Below are 26,511 nucleotides of genomic sequence, written 5' to 3'. Positions count from 1 at the left end.
GATTAGAGTCGGATCAGTTATTTAGGAGCCGGAGGTGCAGCAAGCTCGCCGCCTTCTTTTGATTTTTTTACTTGAGGTTTCGATTTCTCAAGTTGAGGAATAACCTGTTGACCGGGACGCAGGCGTTCGTTTCCTCGTATGACAACCTGGTCGCCTTCCTGCAGATCCCCGCGAACCACAATGTGATCTCCGTTCGCAACACCCACGATCACTGGAACTGGTTTCACCGTTGCGGGTTCTTTCTCCTGACCCGGGACAACCACGTACACAATCCTCTGCGGACCACCAAGTACCAGAGCATCTTTCGGCAGCAGGAGAGCCTCCTGCTTATTTCCCGTTGGCAAATGAACCCGAGCCTGCATTCCCGATTTGATCAGAGGATCGGCTTTGATCGAGATGGTTTCTGATTTCTCTTCACTCGGTTCAGCAAATTCAATCGTGTTTTTGAGGCGTACTTTTACTGGAAAGGTGCGGGAACGAGTATCCGCCTGAGGGATCACCATTTCTACGGTCCCTGTAAACAGATGATCCTGTAAGGCAGGGATTTCCACGGTCACCTGCTGTCCTTTATGAATGTAGGCGATGTATTGTTCAGGAACGTAGGTTTCGACATCGACATAATCGAGCTCAATCACTTCAGCGACCAGTTCTCCCTGACTGACCCACTGCCCCACTTCGGTATGCTCTGCGGAGACAAATCCATTGAATGGAGTACGAATCGTGTGTTTTTTGAGTTGATCAGCCAACCGATTCGCAATCGCTTTGCGAATCGCGACTTGTGCACGAGCTTGGGCTATTTGTTCTTTTCGAGGCCCCTGGACAACTAAATCGTAAGCTTCGGTCATCTGGACAAACATCTGCTCGGCCTGGATATAATCAGATAAAATCAACTGTATTTCGTCGGAATTAATAGCTCCGCGGCCATACAAATCTTCTGCCCGCTGACGTTTCTTCTCGTTGTAATCTTTGGCGGCTTTCGCAGCGGCCAGTGCGGCTTTTGCCCGACTGATTTCTTCCGGTCGCGAACCGTTTTCCAGTTCTTTTAATTCCTGTTCTCGCAAATCCTGTTCGTGAACAGCGGCTTCATGCTCCAACCTGATCGTTTCCGTTAATAATTGAGCCAGTGGAGAGCCCGCCTCGATATAATCCCCTTCATTAATAGGAAACTCAGAAACTCGACCATTCACTGCACTTCCGACTGCTGCAGTTTTAATTGGACGAACCGTGCCCACAAAATTCTGACCAACAGACACCTGCTCTTTGACTACAGGCGAAACGACAACCGGAGAGGGGCCGAACTGGGCCTTGGCCTGGCTTGCAGTCAGTATGAAGAGCAAGGCCAGGGTTGCGGTGGCAATCTCAGACGGAGAGAATCGTATCCTGAGGAGTAAATTCCGCTGTGAGACAATAAACAGCTGATGTATCAATTTTAATTGCATAGTGGTGTCATTAATTATGAAGGTTCTGTGAGATTTGCTTGCACAGGCCCGCGAAAGAGGATGACTTTTGTGGTCGAGTTTGAACTGATCGAGGAACTTAAATCATTACAGGGTGATGATAGCAGAGTCAATCTTGGAATTGGAGATGATTGTGCGATTATATCTCAGCGAACCGGTTATGAAACCCTGATCACAACCGATCTTTTGCTCGACGGTGTCCATTTTTGCACGGAAATCGACTCTATAAAATCAATTGCCCGCAAATCTCTGGCCGTCAATCTTTCCGATATTGCTGCGATGGCGGGAAGACCCACGGCTGCTTTTGTCAGTGTCGTCTTTCCCAGAAATTGGAAACCGCAGCAGGCGAGACAATTATTTCAGGAACTGGTTCACGCAGCCAATGAATTCCAGATTCCCATCGCTGGTGGCGATACAAATACCTGGTCGCATTCGCTGGCGATAAATATTTCAATTTACGGTGAAACCGAACAGGGGAAAGCAATTCGACGTAAAGGAGCCCAGCTGGGAGATCAAATCTGTGTCAGTGGTCCACTAGGCGGAAGTATTTTTGGCAGGCAATTTACATTCACTCCACGAATTGCCGAAGCACTCTGGCTCAGTAAAAATGCCAAAGTCACTTCGATGATTGATATTAGTGATGGCCTGATTTCCGATCTGGGCCACATCTTGAATGAGAGCAAAGTTGGCGCAGAGATATTTACTGAAAAAATCCCCATCTCCGAGGATGTTGGACAGTTTGTCGATGAGACTCCGCCACTCGATCACGCCTTGAGTGATGGTGAAGATTTCGAATTGCTCTGGACAATGCCACCGGCAGAGTTGGAAAAGATTCTCAAAAACAAATCCTGTCCCGTTCAGATTTTCCCAGTCGGTCTCATAACTGCCGTTCCCGGCTGTCATTTGGTTGACGAACGGGGGCTGAAAAGATCATGCTCATTGAAAGGGTTTGTCCATAAGCTGGATAATTTTGATCCCTGATTAGTGTCACAACATGTGCGATTCAGCAGGAATAAAGCATCATGCATTTAATATGGTTTACAATTCTAATTTCTTTTTCGTTTTTTACACTGGGGGAAGCGAGTGCTGAAGACAAAAAGCCGATCGATTTTTCACATGAAATTGTGCCAATCCTGAAAAAACATTGTGTGGATTGTCATGGCAAATCGAATGTCAAGGGAGGCTTCTCGATCAATACGCGGGCACTGTTTCTTGAAAGTGAAGCCGCCATTCCTGGAAAGCCGGAGTCCAGTTATTTTCTGGATTTGATCAACTCCCCCGACCCCGAATTACAGATGCCGCCGTTCGAGAAGGATCGAGTTTCTCTGGCTGAAATTGAATTACTCACTCGCTGGGTCAAAGAGGGAATGCCATGGGAGCCGGGTTTTACTTTTGCCGAATCGACTTATGAACCTCCACTTCTGCCCCGCAAACCGGACTTGCCTGCTACCCATGCCGGCCGATCGCATCCAATTGACCGAATACTCGATCAATATCTTAATGAGCATTCAGTGTCGATTCCCGAACCGATTTCCGATGAAACATTTTTGCGAAGAGCTTCGCTTGATTTGACTGGCCTGCTACCGACTCCTGAACTTCGAGATCAGTTTCTGCAAAATCAGTCTCATGAAAAACGGGAAGAATTGATCCGCGAATTGCTCGACAATCCGATTGCCTATGCCGACCACTGGCTCACGTTCTGGAACGATTTGCTGCGAAACGATTATACAGGAACTGGATTTATTACAGGAGGTCGTAGTCAAATCAGCGGCTGGCTTTACGCGGCTCTCCTCAATAACAAACCTTATGACGAATTCGTTAGCGAACTGATCGCTCCCCCTTCCGGCGAAAGTCGAGGTTTTATCGATGGTATCAAATGGCGGGGCGAAGTGAGTGCCGGGCAAACGGTCGAAATCCAGTTCTCCCAGAGCATTTCGCAATCGTTGCTCGGCATCAATATGAAATGTGCATCGTGTCACGACAGTTTCATTGACCGTTGGAAATTAAGCGAAGCTTATGGACTGGCTGCGATTTATTCGGAACGCCCTCTCGAAATTCACCGTTGCGACAAACCGACCGGCGAACAGGCTCAGGCTCATTGGATCTTTCCCGAACTCGGTGATATTGATGCCTCTGCTCCTCGTGACGAACGCTTGCAACAACTCGCGAACCTGATGACTCATCCCGACAACGGACGACTCACCCGCACAATTGCCAATCGATTATGGAACCAGCTGATGGGCCACGGCATTGTGCATCCAGTCGATGCTATGCACACCGAACCCTGGAGTGCCGATTTACTCGATTATCTGGCGAGTTACTTCGCTGAACACGATTACGACCTGAAACAACTGCTGGCCCACATCGCTACATCGCAGGCGTATCAATCGCAAATGGAATCGGTACAGCAGGAATCTGATTCCGACTATGTTTATCGCGGTCCACGCCCAAGACGTTTGACAGCTGAGCAATTCCTGGATGCCGTCTGGCAGCTGACGGACTCTGCTCCGAATAATATCGATGCTCCCGTCATGCGGAATCTTGTTAATGAAGAAGAAGCCCGGCAAATCGAATTGACAGCGAGCTGGATCTGGGGAGATTCCGCAGCAGAAGGGAAAGTTCCTCCCGCAGGGGAGTCGATCATGCTGCGAAAGACCTTTAATCTCGATGAATTGCCGGAAAGAGCTGTTGGTGTGCTGACTTGTGACAACGCAGCCATCGTGTATGTGAATGGCAAAGAGGTCGCACATAATAAAGACTGGCAACAACCGACTACCGTAATACTGCGGCCTCATTTGAAAGTCGGCGGGAATCAAATTGTCATCCGGGCAACGAATGAAGGATCCACACCCAACGCAGCCGGCTTCTTTTTCGAAGCTCGAATGTTCCACTCCAGTGGAGAAGCGACAAGTTTGGTCAGTGACGCAACCTGGGAGTGGAATCCAACATTGAACGAACCACGAGAAGGACGATTGGGGCGTATAACCGGAACCTGGCAGCCGGTCACAATTGTGCCAGCCTTATCCGTCTGGACAAAATCGACCGCCCAGCCGATTCGTGAATCGCTCGCGTTAGGCTTGTCCGATCAGCAACCCGCAATGGTCCGAGCCGCGTTGATGAAGAACGATTTCCTCATGACGGCTCTCGGCCGCCCAAACCGCGATCAAATCGTCACCTCCCGTCCCCAGGAATTGACAACACTCGAAGCGATCAATCTTGCGAATGGCGAAACTCTGATGAACTCGCTGGCAGCCGGGGCCAGCCATCTCCAGCAGCAATTTCAGGGAAATCCTGAGGGACTGATTGAATTCATTTACGAATTTGCTTACAGCAGAAAACCGAGTCCTCAGGAAAAAGAAATCTTGCTTGTCGAACTGGGTGTAGAACCGGCAATAGAGTCGATTGAGGATTTGCTGTGGATCGTCTGTCTTTCGCCCGAGTTTCTGTATGTGCGATAATTACATTACCCCGGTAAATTGAAGTGAGCAATTCTTAAGGGTATGTCAGATCAATGGTATTGCTCCCTGCGGTGACTTCGACAGGTTTGGAGATTTCCAGATAGTCTTTTGGAACGATTTCCGGGGGTACCATAGGGGCGTTTGGGTCATTGGGATCACTATCATTATAGCTGGAAATCTTGACATTATGCTTGCCGATCTTAGCACCCATTTCCGAGGTACTATAGGTTAATTGATACTGCCCACTTGCATCAGTCACTCCCGTTGAAGCTCGGCTACCGTCTTCAGGCGCAAATGAGACCAACACATTTTCAAGTGGTTTTCCATCGACCAGCACGGTACCACTCACTCTTCCCAGATCTGGTGAATCACCAGTTCCCCCCCCACAACCGATCCCAATAAATAACAAGGTAAATCCCAATATAGCGTACGCAATGTGCTTCATCTAAATTTCCTGACGATTGATATTTTCCGCATGAACAAAAAAGGGGAAGACTACTAACAAGCAATCTTCCCTGCTTTAAAACTAAGGACTCTCTCCTTTAGAATTCTCCAACAACTTGCCCATCGTTACGAGCGACCAGTCTTTCAAACGTGGAGTCAACCGCGTTGGTACCACCAAATGTGGCATTGTTCTGATCGAGGTTTTCCGACAGGAATCGAACACTTCCATCAGCCAATACAAACTGAGCTCCACCGGTATGTCGGCTAGAAAATCCTTTATTGCAATTTCCGTTGGCAAAGTTTATTGCAGTTGTTGCTGCTGCCAGTCCGCGATGTACTTCTGATTGTTCATTTGTGATTCGCGTTCCAAGCACGGTTCCTGCTCGACAGTTAAAGGTAGCTCCAGCAGGGTTATTTAATTCCCAGGCACGTTCTCCAACCATGACTGTGTTGCTTGTGCCATCTGTAATGTCTCGCATTCGGACTTTCGAATTTCTCCAGAACATACCGTTAGGGCTTTGATTGGCATTTGGAGGTGTACCCCACTGACTAAGTTCACCTAAACCTGGTCCAGTCACCCAGGAGCCAGAGGAATGCCATCTTCGACTTGAATTCGATGCAACATAGTTGGCAGTCGCAATATTCCGGGCGGTTCCAGCAGAGTCCTGTACCTGTTTTGACGTGTTTACATCTGGAGCAGTATCTGAAGGACATCGGAAAGAGCTGATTGGGTTCTGCATATTGGATAGCAAGGCTGGCGTGGCCAGAGCATTTTTGATTCGAATATCTCCGACTTGAAGAACATCATACAAAGCACTTTGCTCCACAAATGGCAAGACAAAAGCCCCCCAACTCCAGGCACTGCGTTCAGCACCGACTGCTGTTGAGTATTCTCCAGAATTTGTCGGCTGAGGATCATCAAATTGATTGATGTATCCAGGAGGAAAGACACGGTAAGTATCGTGATAATTGTGCAGGGCCAAACCAATTTGCTTCAAATTGTTTTTGCAACTGCTGCGACGTGCCGCTTCACGAGCCTGTTGAACGGCTGGTAAAAGTAATGCCACAAGTATGGCAATGATCGCGATAACGACCAGTAGTTCGATCAGCGTAAATGCTTTTCGAGGAACTTGAAGACGGAGATTCATCATAGTTAGATCCTAGTACCTCGATTCATTTGATTTTGTCTGTTGATCAATTTTGAGTAATGAATTATTCCTCGCATGTCTGTTTTGATTCAGGGAGGAATCGCGATGAATAAGAAGTATGTGGTGCGGTTGGATTCGGCAGAGCGGGATTTACTGGAGGCCATCGTTCTCAAGGGGAAGGCGGCGGCTTACAAAATTAAGCATGCTCATATCCTGCTCAAGGTGGATGCCGAGGGACCTGGCTGGTCGGATGAGAAAACAGCCGAAGCATTCGGGTGTCATCTCAACACGGTCAAGAATGTCCGGCAGCGACTTGTGGAAGGAGGGCTGGAAACGGCCCTGGAGCGAAAGAAACAGGAGCGTCCCTCCCGTCAGCCCATTTTTGATGGCGAGAAAGAAGCTCGGTTGATCGCAACATCCTGTAGCCAGGCGCCGGAAGGCCGTGCGGCCTGGACGTTGGAGTTACTGGCCGATCGGATGGTCGAGTTGGAAATTGTGGAGAGCGTGTCACCGACAACAGTTGGTCGGACGCTGAAAAAAACGAGTTGCAGCCTCATCGCCGCAAATGCTGGGTGATTCCTGCCAAAGAGAATGGCGAGTTTGTTGCTCGGATGGAAGATGTGCTGGACATTTATCAGTGGGAGTACGACGAAGAATATCCGGTGGTGTGTATGGACGAGCAACCGATGCAACTGATCAAAGAAACCCGGCAGCCGCTTCCCTGTGAACCGGGGAAGCCTGCCCGATATGACTACGAGTACGAACGAAACGGAACCGCCAACCACTTTCTGTTTACCGAACCGAAAGCGGGCTGGCGAAAAGTGAGCGTGCGTCCGACCAAGACGCGTCGCGACTGGGCCACCGAGATCAAAGCGTTGCTCGATGAAGAGTATCCGAATGCGGAAATGGTGATTCTGGTTTGCGACAATCTGAATACTCACACCGTGGGGGCGTTGTATGAAACATTTGAACCGGCTGAGGCGAAGCGCCTGGCCGACAGGATCGACATCCGATACACGCCCAAACATGGGAGTTGGCTGAATGTCGCCGAGATCGAATTGAGCGTGTTGACCAAACAATGTTTAACGCGACGCATCCGAGATATTGAAACATTGAGCCGCGAAGTGACAGCTTGGATGAACCATCGCAACGAAAGCCAATCGGGTGTCGACTGGCACTTTACAACCAGCGAGGCTCGTATCAAACTCAAACGCTTGTACCCACAATATCAAATGAATTGAGGTACTAGAATAATGGAGTGAAAGGGCTTGAAAAGGAATTACCGCCCGAGAAACTTACACATAATTACATATTATAACTTATTCAATCGAGACGAGAAGTGAATTTCTGTGCATACCCCTTTAGGGTTGATTCAATTGTTCACTAAAGCCGCCTGTCCATTCGATCCATCCACCTCAATTAATTCAATACGAATCGGTTTCATCGAACGAGCTTGACTTTCAGAAGCAACCGTGACTCGATGCGAGCCCGTTAAAAGTTCGATGGCAATTTCCGGCTCGACTTTCACTTCGATTTGATCAACCCAGATGCGGAGCCCGGTCGGGTCATCAATTTTTAAGCCGATTTTTCCTGCTTGTATCACGTTCAACTCAAAACGGGCGAACTGTAGGTTCTTAGCCGCGATATTTCCCATCCAGGCCAATGGTTGCAGAGCCAGTGAACCATCAACCTGACTGTAAGTGGTGGTCCAGGGAAGCAGCGGATCATCGGTAGCGGCATGTTCGATCCCATTATGACGAATCGCATCGTTAATCGCTTTCATATTATCGCCAGGGTTGAGCACTTCCCAAGTGCGCACATACTGCTGCTTGGAAACGACAAGTTCGCCTGTTTTCCCCAGAGCAGAAATAAAGCGGACGAGATCGACAAGTTCGTCCCGGCGGAGTTTTCCAACGAGATCAGCAGGCATCAGGGAAACCGTTGAATTCTTTTTCAATTCGATATCTTCGACAGGAACCACATTCACTTTCCCTTCAGCATCGCGGATATGAATTTCATTCTGATTTTCCAGAATCGGCACACCAGCCAGGACGATGCCGTCGATCGTAACGACCTGAACTGCGTGATAGCCTTCCTTGATTTTCTTACTTGGGACAAGTAGCGACTCGACAAGATAATCGACCGGCGCACTGGCTCCGATGCTTGAAAGATCAGGCCCGACTTTTCCGCCCGCTCCGCCGATAGCATGACACTTCATACAGAGCAGCTTTTCCCGCCGATAAATTTCTTCGCCGCGATGAACATTCCCCTGACTGGTAATCTCTGAAACCAGTTCCTGCATCTCGGCTGCAGTGAGCTCGGCTTTCATTGCTTCCAACGACCCCGCTTTGCGAATAGCACTCACCAGTGCGAGATTCTGTTGCGGCAAACTGCTCGCCATTCGCACTGCTGCGGTGGCGACATCGGCGTTCCAATGGGCATCCTGCAGAGCTCTGGTTAAGAGATTCGGCCCCTGCTTTGTTGAGAGCAGAGGGTTCAGGATTGCATTCACTTCGGCTGCAGAATCTGTCTGACTGAGTGTTTCGACAGCCGCCTGCACGGCAAGATTCAAATTCATCGAAGCCAACGCTTCAATCCCATCGACCTGTAACGCTTTGAGTTGTTCACCTTTGGCTATCGAAAGCAGGTAATCCCGACTATCCGGTCCCCCCAGTTGAGCGAGAGACTGAAGAGCCGTCTTGCGTAAGCTGCGAGGTTGTGTTTCTTTATTAGCCAGAGTTTTCAAAACCGATCGACTCGCTTCGACTTTCCATAATCCAGCCAGACGACAACCAAGAATTTGAATCTGACCATTCTTCGATTTCAGCAACGCCATCAAATCCTCATCAGAGACATTCGGCTTGATTTTCCGTCTCTCGGCTGCATTCACCAGAGTATTCAGAATTGCTAATGTATGAGGCGAATTCGGTTGCTGGCTAACACTCCAAAGTTGTTGGAGATAGGAAGTATTTCCACGTTCAGCAATCAGGCTCAATACCTCAGAAGTCTTTTCTGCAGGAATTACTTCTTCCTGCCAGAGCTTGAGTATCGGATCGACAACCTCAGCGGATCGTGCGGCATTGGCAATCGTCAGCAGAGTGTTCGGATTGCTACTCATCGAATTCGGGTCAGCCAGAAACGATTCCAGCCAGACAGATTCCGTTTCCCGGAAAGTCTGCCAGAGAGAAAATTCCAAAAATCGATCATTCTCCTCACGAACAGCAGTCGCGGCCAGGCGAATCGCTTCCAGCGTGCCTGCATGTCTTAATGCATGTACGGCTTCCAGTCGAACTTGCGCATGAGGATCTTCAATGGCAGCTTTCATCCAGTCCATCCAATCTTCAAACTCAGGATGAGCCCCCGCAATTCTCACCGCAGCCGCTTGAACATTCGCGCTCTTCTCCATTTGAGGATTATCATACGTCAGCAGTTTGGGCAGACGGCTCTGTATTTCTTCCGGCAGATTCCAATCCTCTGACAGCCAAAGCCCGGACAATTTCAATTGGGCTTCGTTCCAGGGTTTATGTGAATCGACGGCTTCTTCATCAAGAATCAAAAAGACGTGCTCCGGCTTTCTCGATGATAATTCATAGCGAGCCTGATCGCGATACCACTTTTGATCGCTACACAGCTGATCGACCAGCGTCCCAATTTCCGCCTCGGCTGGCAGCGTGATTGACTCGGGCTTGTAATCCTTCGGCACAATTCGCCAGATCCGGCCATGTTCGTGATCACGTCGTTCGTCACGGAAATCGACTTCCCCATGCTGGATAATCGGGTTATACCAATCGGCCACATAAATACCCCCATCAGGTCCCATCAGAATATCAATCGGGCGGAAGGAGACATAATTCGAGGTGAGCAGGTTATCGGTTTGACGAGCAATATATCCGCTACCCGATTCAGAGAGTTCAAAACTGTTGACCCGATTGCCCCGGAAATCATTCGTGACATACCGTCCTGACCATCCTTCGGGAAGATGATCTCCCGTCAGCAACTCCAGTCCACAATGCTTCGGTTGACCGGGACTCAGTCCCGTTACGGTTCGCTCGGCATTCGCAGCTGTGAACATGACAGTATCGGGAAAGACATAATTCAACCCCTGTCCGCCGGCTCCATCGGTTTCAAAGGTTTGCCCCCACGGATCAAACACCAGCCCCCACGGATTGACCAGTCCACGCGAGTAGACGTCCAGTTCAAGCGTCTTCGTATCAAACTTCCAGGTTCCACCGGCCAGTAAGCGTTTCACACCATATGGAGTTTCGACGTGCGAATGCGTGTAAATCGATTGATTGAAATAGATATCGCCATCTGGTCCGCGTTTCAATGTGTGAATAATATGATGCGTGTCTTCCGTGCCGAAGCCGCTCAACACGATTCGAGTTTCGTCGGCTTTGCCATCGCCATCGTTATCTTTGAGATGCAGTAACTCTGTGGAATTGGCGACATACACACCACCATCACCAGGCAGAATCGCGGTCGGCAACAGTAACCCATCAGCGAAAACAGTCGATTTGTCAGCAACGCCATCATGATCGGTATCTTCGAGAACCATCACTTTATCGTTGGCATCTTCGCCCGGTTTGACATGCGGATACGTTTCGCTGGTCGACACCCAGAGTCGTCCCTGAGTATCCCAGTTCATTTGCGTCGGCTTGGCAATCATCGGCTCAGCTGCAAAAAGATTCACTTCAAAACCATCGGCCACCTGAAATGAAGCCTGCTCCTTTTCCGGATTCGGATCAGGAACTTCGGTTAGCCCCCGCTGAGCGGGCAGGCTGGTCGTACTCAGAATGAGAATCTGAAACAAAACAAATGAGAGCAATTTGTGATACATGAATGACTCGTATTAATCAGGTGGATAATTTTAAAGATGAGCGAGGTTCAACAGATTTCCCAAGAGTGGGAAATGATCTCGCAACGATTATCGTCTCAGATTCTCTCCCCTGGCTCAAGCGACTGCTGAAATATGTGAAATTCTTTTGTTGTCCACGAGGAGCGGATTTCTTTCCTTCTCCTGGGGGAGAGGTGGCCAAAGGCCGGATGAGGGGCGTCCTTCGACGCTCTAATTGAAAACTACGCCGATTTCCCCTCACTCTGGCCCTCTCCCCGGGGAGAGGGGACAGTTTTAGTCTTATGTTTTTTAGGGATTCTCATACTCCTCAATACCTTGGCGTCTTGGCGGTTCTTATAAAATAAAAATATCACCCGCCAGAATCCAAAAGGACTTTGACGGGTGACTCAGGTGAGTGATCGTGGGAAGCAATCACTACGCCTTGCCTTATCTCCATTTCAAAACGCTGAACACACCTTCTCCATTACGAATGCGATCCGGAACCATCAGCAATCGGTCCCGGTAAACACTCAACATCACCGCGACTCCAAAGAAAGTCGCTCCGCCAACCATCATATAAACAGAAACGGTCTGCAGTTGATCGGGAACATGAATCAGGGCGATCAGGCTGATCAGATAGATAATCAGCGAACTCATGCCGGCCAGTGTTGTGCTGCGAATCCGGCACAGGATGCCGGCTCCGAGCAGAGTTAGGCCGATTGTCAAGGTGCCGATTTCGTGGAACATGATCCAGCCCCAGGCAGGAGCATCGCCCATGAAACGCTGGCTGAGCAAGCCCAACAGGAGTGGACCCGCAGCCAGCAGGCTGCCCAGAACCAGATTCAGACTGACGAGTCCATCGTTATCTTCATCAGTTTCCCGATGCCATCCCAAATGACCGGCGACCAACATCAGAATTCCAGCTGCGATGCTGAAAATTTCCATTCTCTGGAAGAATGTCAGCACTGACAGGTCGTTGATGACAAGGAAGCCCGTTATCAGATGCAGAATTCCAATGACAATCAGGCCCCGACTCTTCCCATTCGCTTTGACAAGGGAGCTTGCCAGGAAAGCAGCCACGGCTTGACCAGCCATCAAGCCGAGCAAGGCCCATTGAGCATCGCCACCAATCACCCGATTGACGGTTAACAGCATTCCAGCTAATCCGCCAATCGTGATTGCAGACAGGCCGGAATCCCGTAAACAGACAGCCAGCAGTCGGCTTTTCTGCTTCAGTTGAAGACTGCAGAAGACGGCAATCAAACCAATTAAACTGGCGGCCAGCATTGGGGCGTATGTGATAAAGCCGACCACAACCAGTAATTTCCAAACTGCAGCCCAGGCGGAAACCGCTGAAAGCACGACATAAGTCCCGCGTTTACTCACAACCGAGAAGCAGCCGAAGATGACCGCCATTTCAGCAGCAAACAAAACTCGGAAGCAGGTCGCGTAAAATTCAGAGGGGATGTATTCAAAATGACCAATCCAGCTACCAACTCCCACAGTCATTAACAGAGCTGAACTGACTTCCAGAACTCGCAAGCACGCTTTGCTCATACTGGAGTCCGTTTGGTAACGAGTGGCCAGCAGACCAATTCCAATAACCGCAGCAACAATCGGCAGGACATAAACCCAGGCCAATCCAGCCAGATGCAATCCACTCAGCAGGGCAATCATTGATGGAACGGCTGTCACATCAAGATAAAACTCGCCACTTGATTTACGATTCGTTCGCGACAGGGTCACAGACATCAATGCAGCGGATATTGCCGTGATCGCCATCGTCAGCACGGCGATCCAATCGAACTGAAAAGCCGTCTGGACAAAAACGGATCCCATAGTCCAACGCAGGAATTCGAGTGAGCCCATGATCACAGCGATCATCGTGAGCGAGCCCCCTGCAATCCGAACGATGGATGAAGGCTGTTGAGCAGTCATCTGACCATTTTCATCTTTGCGTAGTCGTGTTGAGATCAATCCAGTGGTACTCGTCAACAAGGCGGTAAAGGCAACGACAAGAAGCAGAGCCTGTTCAGTCACAGGAATGGCCAGCAGATCAAGCAGAATGATTTCTGTCCAGATGAGTGTCAGTAGAGCCGCATAAATGAATCGTCCTGCCTGTTTGACGGTAAAGTGTGAATAAAGATACGTGTAGGTGGCTCCGCAGGTCAGCATCAATGCGATGAACTGCACGTGACGCAGCACAGCGACATCGGGAATCGGGAACCAGTCGAGTTGAGCGAAAATCGGATCGAACAACAGTCCAACAACGCGTCCGCCAAACAAGACTGCCAATCCAGCAACCATCACGATATGACCGGAGCGGAAGAAGGCTTTGCCGAAGGTCGACCGCTTGAAGATTTCTGCGGCCTCATCGAACAATCTTTCGAGATGCACGCAGATCATGCCCAGAACAATCAGCAAAGAAGCGGGAGAAATGATTTCCCAGAACCGCCCCACTTGCTGGTCGGCCAGAAACAAAAGGCCCGTCATGGCGATGCCGCCGACGAGGGTGTAGACGAATAATGCGTCTTTGAGAATTCGAGCAATGGCTGCATAAATGAGACAGCAGACAAGGGCCGGAATCCAGAGATGGCCTCCGTGAGCAAGCGTGATCAACCCCTGTGCATCGTAGAACCAGAGATTCAAGGGCATGATCAGGCAGCCGAGTAAGGCGATGCTTCGGCCGGCTGTTAAATATCGAGTCAATCGTGCCAGTGCGGCTCCTCCGCCAATCATTACAAAATTGGCAGTTCCCAGACAAACCGCGACAACCAGTGAGTTTTCAAAAACGCCAATCGACCACAGCCAGATCACCAGCCCAATCACCAGCAATCCGCCGCCACTCATCATCAACGCATGCAGGCTTTTCGGGTCGAGCATCCGCTCAATGAGACTCAACTTCGGTAGACTCTCCTGCGGCTTTGCGACTGGCGATTTCTGATCCAGCTGTTTGCGTAAATCTGAATAACTGATAGAAACCTTTCTCAGAAAAACCTGCGCGGAGGTTTCGGGGAGATATTGTTGTGATTGAAAGAATCGCAAATCCTGAGACAGGTATTCGTGAGCCCGGGCACGTCGTTCCACGTCAATCAGGTGAGGCGAACAAGGGCGGGCTTCCGGCAGAGGTCGGGCAGATTCCAGCGACTCCGTGAGTTGTGCTGATTCGTTTTCGTAGTGACGCAGTATCTGCTGAAACTGCTGATAGTTGAGCAGGTCGTTTTCGTACCAGTTCCGGAATTGTTTGCGACAGAAATCAATCGCAAACTGGTAATCTTCGAGTGAGGCAGACATCAATGAGTTCCCCTAAGGCAAGGTGTGATTCGTTCGCGTGTCATTAACAAGCCGGCATCCCAAACCAGCAACGCGAATCGATATCTCTTCTTAAGCAGCAACTGTGCCGGTTTTGGAGTGAACTCCTTATCTCCTTACCTTGAAGTGATTTATGGCATTTGCATTACCTGGGGATAATGTTTTACAGTGAGGGAGCAGGCATTCATTGCATGCGGGCATGCAATGAATGTACATTGAAGGTTGTGGTTTCCGGAGTAATCAGGGATCGTTTAGTCATTCAAAGGTGGTCGATATATGCCAGAACTGTCCCAGAACGATTTGCGTTTGTTGTCGATTCTCTCCAATTTGACGTATTGCAATCCGTTTGAGCCTGAGCGGATTGAATTTGAGAGAGCCGCGTTGCGTGAGAAATTTGTGCCCGAAGATGAGATTGCCTGGAGTCGGACGACGCAATGGCTCGAAGCGGATCGGCCGAATGTGGTGTCGTTGACAGAAGCCGCCAATCAACTGGTTGATCGTATTCGCGCCGCCCTGCTGGACGGTCATGAGCTGAATGATGAGACCGCACGTCATTATGAAGATGCTGTCACTTATGTGCTGTATTATCGTTATTTCGCTTCGCTGGTTGGAAGTCAGGAATCGGTCAGCTCCCGGCAAGTTAAAAAAAACTGGAATTCATTTCGGACTGACTTCGATTACTATCTGGAATTGCCGGGACGACCTGGTTTGCATTCGCAATCTCCCGGTCACATGTTTGCCTGCCTGGATCAAGTCCGGCGGGCGTTTCGGCACATCTTTCACTTTATTCTGGGCGAATCTCAGCCAGCTGCCCAATTGCGAGCCGAGGTGTGGCAGTCGATTTTTACTCACAACATGCGACGCTATCGTCGTACGCTGTTCGCAAAGATGTCCGATGTCGCCACACTAATCACGGGCCCTTCCGGCACCGGTAAAGAGTTGGTCGCACGGGCGATCGGGCTTTCCCAATATGTTGCATTCGATACGGATCGCGAAACCTTCGCGGGCAAAGTGGACGACTCCTTCATCGCTTTGAATCTCTCTGCTCTTTCGCCGACTCTCATCGAATCAGAATTGTTTGGACATCGTAAGGGGGCGTTCACGGGAGCCATTTCCGACCGAGCAGGCTGGCTTGAAAAGTGTCCGCCGTGGGGAGCTGTTTTTCTGGATGAAATTGGCGAACTCGATCTGGCGATTCAGGTCAAGTTATTGCGGGTTGTGCAGTCGCGGGCTTACACACGTCTGGGGGAAACCGAAGAACGACCGTTTCTCGGAAAACTGATCACTGCGACTAATCGCGATCTGGGTGAGGAGATGGAAGCGGGGCAGTTCCGTCGCGATTTGTATTACAGACTTTGCGCCGATCATATTCAGACACCCAGCCTGCACGAACAACTGACAGATCGCCCGCAGGCGTTATCGGGATTGATCCAACTTCTTGCTCAACGCATTGCCGGCGAAGAAGCCGATTCCATAGCCGAGGAGGCAGAACAATGGATCAACAATTCGATGCCCACCAATTACACCTGGCCCGGCAATATCCGGGAACTGGAACAGTGTGTCAGGAATCTGATGATCCGCAATTGCTATCAACCTTATCAAACCTCGAAAAAAGAGGAATCCACCCCCGTGCATCTTGCCTGGTTGAAGGCCGCTGAAAAACGGCAATGGACTGCTGAGGAACTGGTCAGCAAATACGTGACCTGGGTGTATGCAGCAGAAGGAACCTATGAAGGAACTGCGAATCTGGTGGGGCTGGATCGGAGGACCGTCAAGAGTAAGATTGATGAAGAGTTATTGAAGGCGATTGAGGCTGGAAATTAGGTTCTATTTGTTTTTGAACCGCAGATATGCGCGGATAAACACGGATGTTTTTAAGCCGCGAGCAACTTGTGCATTACGTGTATTGTTTATTCTTTCGTTTTGCACATATTGATATGAAGAATTAAATTTGCCATGTGTTATTGGGATGAAGAGATTGAGGAAGGATTTCTTAAAAGTTCCATGAAGTTAGAGGAAATGAACCAAAAGTATCTGCAACAGTTGCATCTTCTTCTCAAGGAATACGAAACAAAATTATCCAATCCTGAGTTTCAATCGCATGCTCAAATACTGACTCATGTTTCTCATTTGATGTCGGGTCGCATCCACAAGGAATATCTCTGGCAATGGGTTCTCAGAATGGCGGATCAGTTTTCTGAGGATGATAAAATTTCATCGGCATTAATCATTTCCATTCTAGAACCAGCTGTTGAGCCACCTGTTTTTCCTGAGGATCGAATGCAGGTCATGAAGTTATTAGCAAACCATCAGACGGCCTTACTGCTTTTTTCAGCCTTTGACTGCGAAGAGTTCCCCGGTGAGTTCCCTGAATATTTTCGGCAAGAATATTCGATTTATGAAGCCTGTTCGCGAGCCTTGCAGGAAACTCCAGTGGTTTTGAATGAGACGAGTCTTCAGCAATACGTGCAAAATTATCGTCGTTAGTGATGTTGAATAAACTGCAAAATTAACACGAATTTCTAAGTAGAATGATCGTATACTTTGTGCGTTACAAAAATATTTTCTCCTGGTTTATTTTTTCCAGACAAAATCACGTAAATATCTTGTCATAGAGTGACTGCTGATCTATTCAAAACTTCGCCATAACTCTTGTCGGGTGCTCAATACGATGTTCATCATTATTTGGAATCGAATTCTCCTTGTTGCATTGTTATTACCGATATTGTGTATGACCGCCTTGGCTGATGATCAAAATTCACAGGCTAAGCCAGGTAAGATTCCGGTTTCTCCAGAAACAACTCGTGCAATAAAGCCAATACGGGAGGACGGCACCGTCGATTATACGGCCGCTCTGAACAATGCCCTTAAGGGTGGCGTCACTCCGGAAAACAATGCTGCCGTTCTGATTGTCAAAGCGATCGGCCCGAATCCCGATGGAATGGAATATGATTTTCATGTTCGGCTGTGCGAAGCAATGGGCGTCACACCCTTGCCTGCTGATGCTCCCGGAGCAGTTTCATTCGGAAAAGAAGGCTACGGTTTTGAGGCACCAGCCGAAGGGAGCGAGTTCAAAGATTTTTTTGAAATTCAGGATCGGGCGATGGATCGCCTCTGGCGAAAGAATGAACTTCCGAATGCGGCTCTCTGGATTGAATTGAATGAGACCGCTTTGGATCTCGTCTCTGAAGCGGTGTTAAAACCGGGCTACTTCCGACCAATCATTTCCGATGAGGAACATGAAGATCTGCTGGTTTACGCTCTTCTTCCGGATGTCCAGGCGAGTCGGGAAATTGGTCGCTGTCTGGTGGCAAGGGCCATGCTGCATCTGGGAGAGAAGAACTATCAGGCCGCTGCTGATGATTTACTGACATTGCATCGTTTTGCTAGAAAAATTGCCCAGGGAGCAACGCTGGTCGAAAATCTTGTTGGATATGCGCTGGAAGGGATTGCATTTCAGGGCGACAATCGGCTCATCCAGCAACCCGATTTGCCGCTGGACGTTTGCCAGAAGTATATTCAACAACTGACAGGAATAGAGTCCTTTCCGAGTCTGACAAAGCCGTTGGATCTGGGAGAACGATTTCTCGCACTGCAAATGCTGCAGCAGGTCGCAACCACTCGATTAGATGCTGAAACTTTGGAGTCACTTTCTGCAGGTGCTTCCCAGGGGCAACTTCTGGAAGAACTCAGCCAGCATTCCAATCTGGATTGGGATCTGGTTTTCAGAGAAGTCAATTCTGCTTATGACCAGGTCGTACAGATTCTCAATGAGTCGAGCCGGGAAGATCGGATTAAAAATCTGAAGGCTCATTACGAATCGCTGAATTTGGGGGAGATCAATCCGAATTTATTGCGAATGCTAAAATCCCGCAGAGCAGATCGCATCTCCAAAGAACAAATCACCGAAACATTCGTCCGAGCCTTTCTCGGCATGTTATTACCCGCAATCGATTCCTGTTCCCGAGCCGAAACACGAACACTGACTTATTACGAACTGAGTCTGTTAGGTTTACAGCTCAAAGAAATTCAACTGAAGACAGGCAGCTATCCGGCAACACTCCCGGAACAAGCACTCGATCTTTTTTCTGAAGAACCCTATCAGTATCAGGTTCAGGACGGAGAATTCGCTCTTTACAGTGTCGGCGAAAATGGGCGCGATGATGGCGGGCTGGGATACAATAATGATGAAGATCCAGAAACGGATGATTTGCCGGTGACGAGTCGGGCGGAGAAGTAATCAAACCCGGGTGGCGGGGGCGCTCTCGAAGAGAAGCCCCCGAATCGTTGAACTTCCGGGGGCTTCCGCTGGTGCGGAGCGCCCCCGCCACCCGGTCGTTCTTTTGTTAACTCAACGCTCCAGCTGATTACCTCTTGTGGACTTCGTCCTTCCATATCACCGTTTGCCAAACGCATTTTGCAAGAAATACAAAATGGTCTTTGCGAAAATGGGCTGAGTTGTTACAGTCGGGCGGAATTCTCATTTTATCCGTCAATTTCGCGTATCAGGAAAGGACTCCGATATGCTTGCCGAGGCACCTCGTCTGCTTATCGCAGGGCATTTACACTTGGATGGAGTGCTGCGCGGACTGCCGGGCGTGGGTGATCCGCATCACGAACTCCTCCGCGACGCACCGCTCACAGCCTTCGAACGGCTCATCGAAACGGCTCTTGAACAAGGTGTCGATGCCTTATTGCTGACCGGTTCGCTATTCGACCGCCTCCCGACGATTCGTACCGCGGCTTTGTTCCGGGATGGAATTGAAGCGCTGCAGGAAGAAGGGATCACCACGATCTATGCGGGTCCGACTCCCGAGCAAATCCGTCAATTGACGAAGTTGAACTGCTGTCCGGAAGAAATGACTTTGCTGGCACCGGGACATCAAACAGAAATTTCAATTGCCTCTTTGCATTTGGCATTATTCGATGAACAGCATCGAAAATCGCTCACCAAATCAAATATTGATATCGGAATTACCTGGGACGCATTCGGTCATTTTTCTGAGGATCACCGCCTGCTTCACGGAAATCGAATCACTGCTCCACTCATTATTTCCTCAGCTCATGAGTCTGCTGTCACTCAGCAACTCCATAATTCCATCGCACATGCGGCTGGAAGCGTGCAGGCTGTCAACGGGACCGTGCCTGGAGTCCGTTCGGTGACTCTGTGTCAAATGAATGCAAACGGAGAAGTTGACCTGCAAGCGATACCTCTCTCTGTTGTTGCCTACAAAGAGTTGAGTTTCCAGCTGAGTGATAACGACAGTATGGACGACATCGAACTGAAAATGGCGGAAATCATTGAGCAGGATGTCGAAAAATCTTTGCCGGCTTGCGTCAAGCTGTGTCATCTGAACTGGAAAGTCAAAGGTTCGAGCAAGGCGGTGGCCAAATGGTCGAGCCAGTCGTTGCTGGAATTGCTGGACTTAAACTTCTCGGAATTAAATTCTGCGACAGAATTAATTAATCACGTTCAACTGATTCCTCAGCTATCAGGCTCTCCACACCTGCATGAGGAAGCATTCGATGAAGAATGGATTGAAGAAGAACTGCTCAGGTTTCTGAGTGAAGAATGCCAGACGGATGCAGGATGTTCATTGCAGGACAGGGAATTGAACGAACAGAATCGATCAAAACTCAAGCTGTTGCCATTCCAGGAATTGCAACAGGAGTTGGAGACAAATACGTTGTGTCATCGCGCAGCAGAATTGGGATTACAGGCGTTGCGAGACCAGCAAAAAGCGGGATAAAGAAGATGTGTCGAATTATTAAAAAGTATTAATAGAAATACAAGCACGAAGCGCAAGCGAGTGTGTTCATTCGGGTGTTTTGACACACTCGCTTGCGCTTCGTGCTTGTAATAAATCTGACACAGGGATCAAAAAAGATAGCGATCAGCCAGGGAGCAGGCGATGAAAATCACGGATGTCATGATCGATCGGTACGGAGTCTGGTCGGACTTGCTGTTGCCAGTCAACGAGAATGGAATGACCGTAATTTACGGCCCCAACGAAGCGGGTAAGTCGACACTCATGCGATTTATACGCGGAGTGCTGTATGGTTACCCCGCTGCGGGGATGGCAACTTCCGAACGTGGAGATCACTCTCAGGCATGGGGTGGTTCGTTACGGGTCCGTTCTGAAAATCAGTCGCTGCAACTTTCACGACACATTGATGACCACGGACGTCAGCAGTTCCGAGCCAATTCGAGCAACAAAGCGATTTCTGAGTCCGACTTTGAGCGAATGCTGCAGGATGTCGACGCCGATGTCTATCGCACAATATACACGCTCGGCCTGAAAGAACTGCGGGAGTTGGCGACACTGCAGACCGATCAGGTTGGTGAATACATCTATGGCACCTCGCTGGGCAGAATTGGTCAACGACTGATGCATGCTGAGCAACATACGCAAGGCCAGGCCAGAGAAATTGCCGATCTCGAACACGGACGCGGGCATCTGTTCGACCTCTCGGGTCAATACGGCTCAATGAATGAGGCCCTCTCGAAAACCGATGGCCTGATCAATCGTTATGAAAGTCATCTGGCCGAATGCCGTCAACTGGAATCGAAACAGGACGAACGTCAGGAACGCCTGAGTCGACTCAAACGGGAACGCTCCAATTATCGCTACATGCAGCGAGTCTGGAATCCCTGGAAGAAACATCGCGATCTGCAGAACGAACTCCGCTTACTGCCTGAAGGGATTCAATTCCCTGCAGAAGGATTGAGTCGTCTTGAGAAGCTGGATGGCCAGAAAAAAGCAGCCGAAGAGCAGCTCAAGAAACTACGACGCGAACGCAGCCGATTGAAGCAGGCTCTCGAAGCCGATGGAACCAATGCGGAACTGCGAGACCACGCCAGTGGAGTGCGTGCTCTGATCGACATGAAAAGCCTGGTCGAATCAACCGAACGACATTTGGCAAGCGTCTCTGCCGATGCCTCCATGCTCAAAGCCGAGTTGGAGGAAAAGCTGCAAACACTCGGTAACGACTGGACCATCAATCGACTGGCTGAAGTCGATACGTCCCCGCAGGCTCATCTGCAGTTGAGTACTTCGGCTCGAAATTATCAGACCGCCATCAGCCGACGGGCACGGCATCGACGCAAATACCGCAAAGTGTCCGATGCCCATCATCAGCGACAATCCGAATTACAGGATACACTCAAACGTCAGAATATCACTTCGCTGCCCCAAGCTATTCGCGAAGCAGAACGGCGGCTTGTCGATCTCGAAAATCTGGCACAATTACGAGTCCGTGAAGCAGAATATGAACAACGAATTCGCAGTGCAAAAACACAACTTGATAAGCAGGACAACGGTCGCGAAATTCCCTGGTGGGGACAATCGATGCTCACCCTGTTCAGCATGGTTGGCGGTTTCCTCATTATTGCAGGCATCGTCCAAAGTGTGCAGACTAGTTGGATCATCGGCTGGATTTATCTTTTAACCGGCATTATGGGAGGCGGACTAGCCTGGTCGTTACGACAACATTTCGAAATGGATAACGATGGCTATGTTCGTCGTCTTCAATCAGAAATTGAAACCTGTGAACGTGAGCTGCACGATGTCCGCGGGCGGATTTCCCGTATCAGTGGAGAAGTCTCCCATCGTCGAAGTCTTCCTTCAGAGTTACAGAATCGAAACCGGAAATCAGAGACGGAATTGATTCGTCAGGCTTCTCAACGAATTGTCGATTTGCAGGGACTGGCTCGGACTCAGGAAAAACTGCAGAAGACCCGTAAAAAGCTCTCCGTACAACGAGGCAAACTGGCCGAGTATCAGCGAGACGTCAGTGCCACGCGTCAGGCCTGGTGCGACTTGTTGAAACAATTAGGAATTCACGAAACCGTCCGAACCAGCGAAGCGTTTCTCAGTTGGCAACATGCCGTCGACGCTCAACAAACCTGGCAGCAATGGCAGGCTTCCAAAGAGGATGTTCAGCGGTATCAGGAATTGTTAAATCAATTCCGTGAGCAGATGGAATTGATTGCTGGTCGCATGTCGTTGAGAGGTTCTGATGGGTTATCGCTCTCTCAGACATTGAGCAACTGGCAAAAAATGCTGGAAGATTTCGATCAGTCGCATAACAGTTATCTGCAGAAAAAGCGGGACTACAGTCAGGTGGTCAAGCAATATCGAGCAGCGGAGTCGGAGTCGAATCGTATTCAGGATGATCTGTCACAACTCCTGCGACATGCCGAGGTGACCTCACCTGAAGAGTTTCGGCGTCGAGCCAAGCAACTGCAGCGAGCAGATGAACTTCGAGCCTTGATTGCCGATTTGAACGATCAACTCAACTCGCTCAGTCGGGAAGAGCCGGAATTGGCGATTGCTGAGGAAGACTTATTACGATACGAGTCGAGCAATAATCAGGAGCGAATCGAAATGCTCGATCTCGAAATTGAAGACCTCGAAAAAGATCTGGCTGACTCTCAGGAAAATTTGGGGCGGATGCGACAAACGCTGGCCACACTTGAAGGTGATACCAGTGCCGATGACATCCGCACGAAGCAAGCTCGAATTCTCGATCGGGCGTCATCTTCGCTGCGAGATTTGCAGGCGAATCGCATTGCATCCTCGGCACTCTCTCGACTGACTGCCGAATTCGAGCAACGATTTCAGCCGGAAACTCTGGCAAGAGCTTCCGAGTATCTCGATAAGCTCACCTGTGGACGGTACCTGCAGGTCCGTACGCCTGTCGGCTCACGAGACTTGTTGATTCGCGAACAGAGCGGCACCTTTCGCAATGTTGGCGAATTGAGTGATGGCACCCGCGAACAATTATTCCTGGCGATTCGCATGGCGTTGATCGATACCTTCGCCGAAGATGGCATTGAGATGCCGGTCGTGTTCGATGATATCTTCGTTAATTTCGATCAGCAGCGAACAGAAGCCGCTGTGGAAACACTTCTCGATTTCGCAGCTACGCGGCAAGTTCTGTTCTTCACCTGCCATCAGCATCTGGCAACGATGTTTGAAGTCCAGAATATTGAATCGATCTGGCTGCCTGCACTGGCTAAAGGCGAAGCAAGGCTGGCCGGGTAATCGAAACCGTTACCCTGTTGCATTCTTCCCCTGGATGCGGGATGATCGGAAGGTTTTCTCAGGAGACCTCCCATGATATCTGCATTCCGAATATTGTTAATTGTCTGCTCGATCAGCCTGATCGATACTGTTCAGGCAACCGAGCCGATGACATGGCCGCATCCTCTGGGGCCGGAATACAATCGGGTGAGCCGAGAACGAAATATTCCGCTCGACTGGGACGATGACTCCCCCTTGAATGCCGACCAGCAGGATGAACTGTGGACGATTACCGAACTTCCCGGATTGCACACGCCGCTCATCTTCAATGAAAAACTTTACGCCCTCTTTGATTTCACTTCCCCAATTGAGGAGACAAAAGGGGGTTCCCATTACGGCATCATTTCCTGGTCGATAAAAGATCGCGATCCGGAAGCGCGTTTCACTCAGCAAATCTCCTCCGACTTGCCTCAGCGATGTCCACAACCCTATCTGGTCGGCGACCCAGCCTGGCGACAATTGTTCTGCCTGAATGTCACCGGAGAAGTGGTCGCCCTCGATAGTGATCTCGGTAATACTCTTTGGACTCATGCTCTGTTCGATGAATCAGTTTCCGATAATCTTCAGGCACAAACCGTTGCACCTCTGATATTTGAGCATTTACTAATCGTCACCTGGCAGGTGACGCAAAACAATCAAAATATGCTGCATTGCGTGGCATTAGATCGTCGAAATGGATTGCCTTGCTGGCAGTTAAAGCGTTCCCTGAGCACTAAAGTCCTTGGTTCACCCACACCAGCAGTGCTAAATCATCAAGTTGTGCTGGCGATTCCAGGAGAAGAGGGCTCTGTCGAGTTACTACAAATTCGAACAGGGCGGTTCGTTGCAAAGTTGGAATCCTCAGGGAAATCTCAAACGATTCACGAACTGCTTTATCAGGATGGAAAATTACTTGCCTTATCGTCTACAGAAATCAATCCGACAATGAAAAGTTGGGGGATTGATGTGTGGCGTTTAGTCGAGAGTGAATCGTCTCAGTCTTCCACGGCTCTGAAGACTCCTCAAAAGCTGGCTCATTTTGACTTGCAATCTTCTGAGATGGCAACTGCCTTATTGCATGGAGATGCCGTATTTGCTGCGAATTCAGCCGGAACACTCGAAGTCTTTTCCATTAAACAGCAGAAAAGATTGCACGAATTGCCCACCGCCGAAGGTACGATGCCGCATCTCCAGTGGATTGATGATCAAGTTCTGCTCACCACTAATTCTGGACTTTGGCAGGCATATTCCTGCAAAAACAGTGCTTGCGAATTGCTGTACACTAAGAAAGTTGGCAAGCAGATCCCGTTTCTACCCGCTATCTCCAAAAAGCAAATTTATGTTCAACACATAAATGAGCTGACCGCTTTTGGCCCATACGATAATGACGATGCAATCTCACAGCTGATGATACCACTTACCAAAATCGCTCAGGATGAGACCTCTGATAAACCTGATTCTATCCAAATAATACCGGCTGCAATCTCTTTATCACCTGGATATCAACAGGCGTTTCAGGTCCTGCTTTTTAATGACCAAGGCCACTATCTCAGAACGCTTGACCCACAGGAGTTGACCTGGAATTGGAACGGTCCGGGGGAGATTACTTCCGAGAAGGGGATCCTGACACTCCCCATTGAGATCAATCGTGACTCGAGAAGCATTCTGGATGTGGAGTTTGAATCGTTTCGAGCGGAATCAATCATTCGCGTGCATTCCCCGACAAAACAGGTTATCGCACCGTCTGCTCCGTAAACGGAGAAGCGACCTGAATGGAGCCGCGTTGTTCAGTCGTTCGAAATTCTGCCCAGACGGGTTGGTGATCGGAAAGGTCCAGAGCTTCCTGTGGCGAGATCTTCAGAAAACTGGCCATATCCAAAACTCCTGCTCTCCCAGTAAATTCGAGCGTGCTCTGATGATTCACGACGATATGATCATACTGCTTAGTTCCACGAGTATTCGTCGGGCCAGTTCCTGCAACAGAACGCAATAAGGGAATGTTAGTGAGTGGAGTCAGCTTCGAGGCATTGACATTGAGGTCTCCCAGAATAATGACATCATCTTCTTCAGGACGGTAAGTCGTGACAAAGTTGTAGACGCCTGCTAGTTGTCCCACTTCATACTCCGCTTCATCGGGATCGGTGTGCATATTGACGAGTGTGAACGAAAATGGCTCGCCTCCTTCACCCGGCTTGCTGCGCATTCGGAAAGAACCGACAAAAGGCTCTCGATGCAATCGGTCCAGACGATCCTCAATGTTATAAATCGATCCTTGAACGGGTTCGATTAATGAGGAACGATAAACATAGGCATACTGCTCTTTACTGGATGTCCGACCGAGACGATCACCGATCAGATACTTGAAGTCGGCTCCCTGAGCATTGACCAAATCGACAAAATTTGGCAAAACCGATTGATCGATCGAGCGAATTTCCTGAATGGCCACCAGGTCGAACTGTCTGACCAGTTCCGCCAATCGTTCCCGCACAATTGGCTTTCCCATTTTGGAAACACCAAACACCTGAATATTGAAAGTGGCGATTCGAATGGAATCTTTGGACGCGGCTGGAGGTTGGGACGTCGGCCCGGAAGGGTTTTCTCCAGAGGTGGAACCTGTCGAAACAGTCGGAATGCTGGGTAGAACATTGCCGAGTTGCAATTTCCCCAAGAAGGAGAACATTCCAACGATGAGAATTCCAACAGCAATCCACCAGGATGCTTGCGATTTTTTTTTAGCCATAAAACAGACATCCATGTCTGAAAAGTTCCCACGCTCAGGTAGCGCGTACAGTT

The 26,511-nt window shown here is 49.5% G+C and carries 15 protein-coding genes; 9 read left to right on the top strand and 6 right to left on the bottom strand.

Annotation, left to right across the window (positions count from 1 at the left end):
• Window positions 1-17: 17 nt before the first annotated feature.
• Window positions 18-1,439, bottom strand: coding sequence for an efflux RND transporter periplasmic adaptor subunit (locus Pan54_RS15025; RefSeq protein WP_242631334.1), 1,422 nt, complete (start codon window positions 1,437-1,439; stop codon window positions 18-20).
• A gap of 69 nt (window positions 1,440-1,508) precedes the next feature.
• Here Pan54_RS15025 and Pan54_RS15020 point away from each other — a divergent pair, with 69 nt between their 5' ends.
• Entirely contained in the window at window positions 1,509-2,438 is a 930-nt protein-coding gene (locus tag Pan54_RS15020) for a thiamine-phosphate kinase (RefSeq protein WP_165441789.1), read from the top strand.
• 41 nt (window positions 2,439-2,479) lie between these two features.
• Window positions 2,480-4,915 carry a DUF1549 domain-containing protein gene (locus Pan54_RS15015; RefSeq protein WP_146504256.1) on the top strand — a complete coding sequence of 812 codons (2,436 nt, stop codon included), beginning with the start codon at window positions 2,480-2,482 and terminating at the stop codon, window positions 4,913-4,915.
• 34 nt (window positions 4,916-4,949) lie between these two features.
• Here the strand turns inward: Pan54_RS15015 and Pan54_RS15010 are convergent, their stop codons facing one another.
• Window positions 4,950-5,360 (bottom strand): carboxypeptidase-like regulatory domain-containing protein, encoded by a 411-nt coding sequence (locus Pan54_RS15010; protein ID WP_146504255.1) that lies wholly within the window; start codon window positions 5,358-5,360, stop codon window positions 4,950-4,952.
• Between the two features lie 97 nt (window positions 5,361-5,457).
• Window positions 5,458-6,510, bottom strand: coding sequence for a DUF1559 domain-containing protein (locus tag Pan54_RS15005; RefSeq protein ID WP_315852382.1), 1,053 nt, complete (start codon window positions 6,508-6,510; stop codon window positions 5,458-5,460).
• 102 nt (window positions 6,511-6,612) lie between these two features.
• On the opposite strand from Pan54_RS15005, the gene Pan54_RS15000 reads away from it, so the two are divergent.
• A protein-coding gene (locus Pan54_RS15000) for an IS630 family transposase (RefSeq protein ID WP_449314306.1) occupies window positions 6,613-7,748 on the top strand; the annotation gives its coding sequence in 2 pieces (ribosomal slippage) (window positions 6,613-7,051 and window positions 7,051-7,748; 1,137 coding nt in all).
• Window positions 7,749-7,879: 131 nt separating this feature from the next.
• Here the strand turns inward: Pan54_RS15000 and Pan54_RS14995 are convergent.
• Together Pan54_RS14995 and Pan54_RS14990 are read right to left on the bottom strand one after the other, a co-directional pair.
• Window positions 7,880-11,344: a PVC-type heme-binding CxxCH protein gene (locus tag Pan54_RS14995; protein ID WP_146504254.1), complete on the bottom strand. Its 3,465-nt coding sequence runs from the start codon at window positions 11,342-11,344 to the stop codon at window positions 7,880-7,882.
• Between the two features lie 444 nt (window positions 11,345-11,788).
• Window positions 11,789-14,635, bottom strand: coding sequence for a hypothetical protein (locus Pan54_RS14990; protein WP_146504253.1), 2,847 nt, complete (start codon window positions 14,633-14,635; stop codon window positions 11,789-11,791).
• A gap of 294 nt (window positions 14,636-14,929) precedes the next feature.
• Between Pan54_RS14990 and Pan54_RS14985 the strand changes: the two genes are divergently transcribed.
• The 6 genes from Pan54_RS14985 to Pan54_RS14960 all read left to right on the top strand — a co-directional run bounded on the left by Pan54_RS14985 (window position 14,930) and on the right by Pan54_RS14960 (window position 25,473).
• Window positions 14,930-16,477 (top strand): sigma-54-dependent transcriptional regulator, encoded by a 1,548-nt coding sequence (locus tag Pan54_RS14985; RefSeq protein ID WP_146504252.1) that lies wholly within the window; start codon window positions 14,930-14,932, stop codon window positions 16,475-16,477.
• Window positions 16,478-16,609: 132 nt separating this feature from the next.
• Window positions 16,610-17,140 (top strand): hypothetical protein, encoded by a 531-nt coding sequence (locus tag Pan54_RS14980; RefSeq protein WP_146504251.1) that lies wholly within the window; start codon window positions 16,610-16,612, stop codon window positions 17,138-17,140.
• Between the two features lie 184 nt (window positions 17,141-17,324).
• On the top strand, window positions 17,325-18,893 hold the full coding sequence (locus tag Pan54_RS14975; protein ID WP_146504250.1) for a hypothetical protein: 1,569 nt from the start codon (window positions 17,325-17,327) through the stop codon (window positions 18,891-18,893).
• Between the two features lie 283 nt (window positions 18,894-19,176).
• Complete coding sequence (locus tag Pan54_RS14970; RefSeq protein WP_146504249.1) at window positions 19,177-20,403, top strand: hypothetical protein; 1,227 nt, start codon at window positions 19,177-19,179, stop codon at window positions 20,401-20,403.
• A 162-nt stretch (window positions 20,404-20,565) separates the two neighbouring features.
• Complete coding sequence (locus Pan54_RS14965; RefSeq protein WP_146504248.1) at window positions 20,566-23,700, top strand: AAA family ATPase; 3,135 nt, start codon at window positions 20,566-20,568, stop codon at window positions 23,698-23,700.
• Window positions 23,701-23,772: 72 nt separating this feature from the next.
• Entirely contained in the window at window positions 23,773-25,473 is a 1,701-nt protein-coding gene (locus tag Pan54_RS14960; RefSeq protein ID WP_146504247.1) for an outer membrane protein assembly factor BamB family protein, read from the top strand.
• Here the strand turns inward: Pan54_RS14960 and Pan54_RS14955 are convergent.
• A complete protein-coding gene (locus Pan54_RS14955; RefSeq protein WP_165441788.1) occupies window positions 25,451-26,458 on the bottom strand; it encodes an endonuclease/exonuclease/phosphatase family protein in 1,008 nt (335 codons plus the stop codon). The genes Pan54_RS14960 and Pan54_RS14955 overlap by 23 nt on opposite strands.
• Between the last annotated feature and the right edge of the window lie 53 nt (window positions 26,459-26,511).

Source organism: Rubinisphaera italica, assembly GCF_007859715.1.
Lineage (GTDB): Bacteria > Planctomycetota > Planctomycetia > Planctomycetales > Planctomycetaceae > Rubinisphaera > Rubinisphaera italica.
The sequence above is the reverse complement of the archived record's forward strand: the minus strand, read 5'-3'. Positions and strand labels throughout refer to the sequence as shown.